The organism is Vibrio sp. 10N.222.46.A1 (assembly GCF_041473595.1).
Classification (GTDB): Bacteria; Pseudomonadota; Gammaproteobacteria; order Enterobacterales; family Vibrionaceae; genus Vibrio; species Vibrio tasmaniensis_A.
In genome coordinates this window covers 1-3,689 of the sequence record NZ_JBFRSN010000501.1, presented here as the reverse complement: position 1 = coordinate 3,689, position 3,689 = coordinate 1, and the positions used below count along the sequence as shown (strand labels likewise).

Below are 3,689 nucleotides of genomic sequence, written 5' to 3'. Positions count from 1 at the left end.
CTTAAACGATCGGCATTAATCATAAAAATGGCCTTTACACAGAATTTTTTGCAGTCTCAACCCTACAGATCAAACGTTCAGTTAGTCGATGGGATGGGATGGGCTCACCGCTCTTTATTTAAGCAGCATTCACTGATGATGTGACCTTTTGCTTTTGTTCAAAAAACTCTTCATGTAATGCACAAATGGCCTCTTGATACTTATCGTCGCTCACAACAAATTGTACATTCACGTTTCTCATCGACGAATGTAACGCAATGGGCGTAACACTATTGCTCATCAAAGCCAATATGCCATTCGCTAGCGTTTTATTGGTGTCAATTTGAGAGCCGATCGCCGAAATGATAGCGACCATACGTCCCGAAATAGATGCTTTCGGATATCGCTTCTCTGCCTTATAAAACACCTTATTTAAACTTTCTGAACTGCCGCCTAGATAATACGTAATAGAGTTAGCATTCATCTCTTTTCCGATAAGGTTAACTCTCGCATCCGCGATAATTTCCATTAGTTCATAACTGACGTTATCAGCCTTACCGACCATCCCCTGATCAAATACATGCAATGCATATACTTTCTGCTTTCCAGCAATAATCTCTATCTGATTGGTGTCTGGGCGGTAATCTGAAGAAATCAGTGTACCTTCATGCTCTGGTTCAAAAGTGTTCTTTATTTGTAGTTCGATTCCACTCTCGCGCAACCCTGCTGCGGCATTAGAATGAATAGCTTCCATACCAAGGTTTGCTAACTGATCGGCAACATCATAATTAGTCGCTCCAATTGGTTTAACAGAGCTAACCCCAACCACTTTTGGATCGGCCGAACTAAAGTGATACTCCTTATGAATAATAGCTAGTGATGCCTTAGTCATAGTCGCGATACGGCTAAACGTCATCTCACTGTAACCACGATCATAAGTATGCATCAAACCTTCTTTACAATAGGCATAACCCGTCACTATAGGTAGCTCTTCAGCCACATTTATGTCTGAAAAAGCATCTCTGATGGTATCGTCCAAACTCTGAGGAGTCTTGTTATCCCAACCAGAAAGGTCAACAAAGGTTGAATTAATACCAATATTTTTCAATTTAAGAGCCGTATTATACGCACTATGTGACTCGCCAATTGAAGAAAGAAACTCGCGGATCTGAGGCAAGTAATGCCTCAATGAAAACTGACCGTATTGACACGTTTCAAGGATATTTGTAATACAGTTCTTCGCTTCTGAAATACGCGACCGGATGAACTTATCAGCACGCGCACGATTCATAGGATCTGCAAAAATATGCTCGTTGATCAACAACATACGGCTTTCAATGTAAGATAACGCTTCTTCCCAAGAATCATCACGCATTGCGATCAATTGATAAACACCTGGCTTGCCTGTTTTTTTGCACTCCAAAAGTGCATCTGTCATCCCGCTATAAGCAGACACAACAAAAATTCGATTGTACGGGTTTTTCGGGCGGAGAATAATATTGTCGAGCACAGCATCAAATGCTGTCATGGATGTACCGCCGATTTTTTCTACGGTAAATGTCATAAAAGACCTTAGTTATAGAGAAGCAATAAAGACTAGATAAATGGAAATTGGGGTGAGATTTCACCCCAGAAAAAGTCGGTTAATCAACCAGAGGATAAACGCCGTTTTCATCGTGAACTTCAGCGCCAGTAATTGGCGGATTGAATACACACGCCATAACCATTTCTTTGTTTTTATACGCACGTAAATAGTGTTCATCGTGCTTATCAAGGATATAAAGCGTCCCAGGTTTGATGGGATAAGTCTCACCACCAACCACTTCAATTTCGCCTTCACCACTCATGCAATATACTGATTCTAAATGGTTTTGGTAATGAATATGTGTTTCCGTCGCTTCATAAATTGTCGTGATATGAAATGAAAAACCCATGTTGTCATCTTTCAACAACATGCGAGTACTTTCCCAATTATCCGAAACAATACGTCTTTCGCTATTGCGACATTCATCAAGTGTTCTAACAATCATTTTGCTGTCCCTATTACGATACTTTTTTGAAATACTTAGTTGCTACAATTTCTACTGAATCTTCGAAGATGGTTAAACCTTGCATCAGTTCCGATTCAGATATCGTCAGTGGGCAAAAGAACTTAACTATTTCATCGTTAGGGCCAGCTGTTTCAATGACCATACCGTTTTCAAAACACGTTTTGGCAATTTCGTCAGCCGTGTTTCCATCTTTACATTCAATGCCAATCATCATTCCACGTCCCTTGCGTTGAACGAATAGCTCTGGGAAACGCTTGATATTGCGTTGAATGACATCATCGACCATGCTTGAGCTACGTTGAATATGATTTTCAAAATCATCATTTGACCAATACATTTCTAACGCTTTCGTAGCGGTAACGAACGCATGGTTATTACCACGGAAGGTGCCGTTGTGTTCTCCCGGCTGCCATTTGTCTAATTCAGGCTTTAATAAAACGACGGCCATCGGTAAGCCATAACCACTTATCGACTTAGACAGCGTGACTATATCTGGCTTGATACCTGATGGTTCAAAGCTAAAGAACGTACCCGTTCGACCACAACCCGCTTGGATATCATCGACAATGACTAAGATATCGTGAGCTTTACAAATTTTACTCAAACGCTGTAGCCACTCATTTGAAGCGACATTCAATCCACCTTCACCTTGAACCGTTTCCAATAAGACGGCTGCTGGCTTATCCATACCGGCAGAATTATCAGCTAACATCGTTTCGAACAATTTTAATCCATCAATGCCAGCGTAACCCTCAAATGGCAAACGCGTAACGTTGTTAAGGTTTGAGCCCGCGCCTTGTCTATGATGTTGGTTACCCGTAGCAGCCAGTGCACCTGCAGTACAACCATGAAAACCATTGGTAAACGCTACAATGCTACTTCGGCCTTTCACTTTTTTAGCCAATTTAATCGCGGCTTCAACGGCATTAGTTCCTGTTGGGCCTGTAAATTGAACTTTATAATTGAGATCTCTTGGTTCTAGAATTAAGCGAGTAAGCGCTTCTAAAAATTCAGCTTTGGCTTCTGAATGCATATCTAAACCGTGCGTAATCCCATCCATTTCAATGTAATCAAGCAAGGCTTGCTTAAGTATTGGATTGTTGTGACCGTAATTGAGAGATCCTGCTCCAGCAAGAAAATCGATGTAACGATCACCTTGTTTCGTTTCAAGCCAGCAACCTTTTGATTTACTAAAAGTAACTGGAAAACTATTCGAGTATGAACGTACGTTAGATTCCTGCTTTTTAAAAATATCCATGATAATGCCGTTATTTAATTCCTATAAGTGTTTGATTATTTAAGGAGGATTCGATAGAGGTATTCGGTATCGTGCTGCCCGTTAAAGTGAAGATTTTCATCTAAGAAAGTAGTCACTTTCCCGGTGTTACCGTTTTTTTCGTCCAGCTTTTTGAACAATGCCCAAGACGCTTGGTTTGATTCAGTGATAGTCGTTTCTATCGCTTCAATGCTCTTTAGGCCCTCTCGTTTAAGTAAGGTGTTCAGCATCTTGTAGGCTAAAGCATTGCCTCTAAACTTAGGCGCCACCGCCACTTGCCAAATAAAGAGAACATTGGGCTCACTGGGTTTTTGGTAACTAGAAATAAAGCCAGCAAGGTCACCTTCATGCTCCACTAAAATACAAGTTTTACTAAAGTGAGT

4 protein-coding genes are annotated in these 3,689 nt (G+C 40.9%); all 4 read right to left on the bottom strand.

Translation table 11 applies throughout. The annotated features are described in order from the left end of the window. Positions 1-118: 118 nt before the first annotated feature. Entirely contained in the window at positions 119-1,543 is a 1,425-nt protein-coding gene (locus AB4496_RS14715; protein WP_009845968.1) for an aspartate kinase, read from the bottom strand. 79 nt (positions 1,544-1,622) lie between these two features. Continuing rightward, complete coding sequence (locus tag AB4496_RS14710) at positions 1,623-2,009, bottom strand: ectoine synthase (RefSeq protein WP_009845969.1); 387 nt, start codon at positions 2,007-2,009, stop codon at positions 1,623-1,625. A gap of 13 nt (positions 2,010-2,022) precedes the next feature. After that, positions 2,023-3,288, bottom strand: coding sequence for a diaminobutyrate--2-oxoglutarate transaminase (ectB, locus tag AB4496_RS14705; protein ID WP_009845970.1), 1,266 nt, complete (start codon positions 3,286-3,288; stop codon positions 2,023-2,025). A 35-nt stretch (positions 3,289-3,323) separates the two neighbouring features. Next, the coding region (ectA, locus tag AB4496_RS14700; RefSeq protein WP_372131228.1) for a diaminobutyrate acetyltransferase at positions 3,324-3,689 on the bottom strand (366 nt) is incomplete at its 5' end.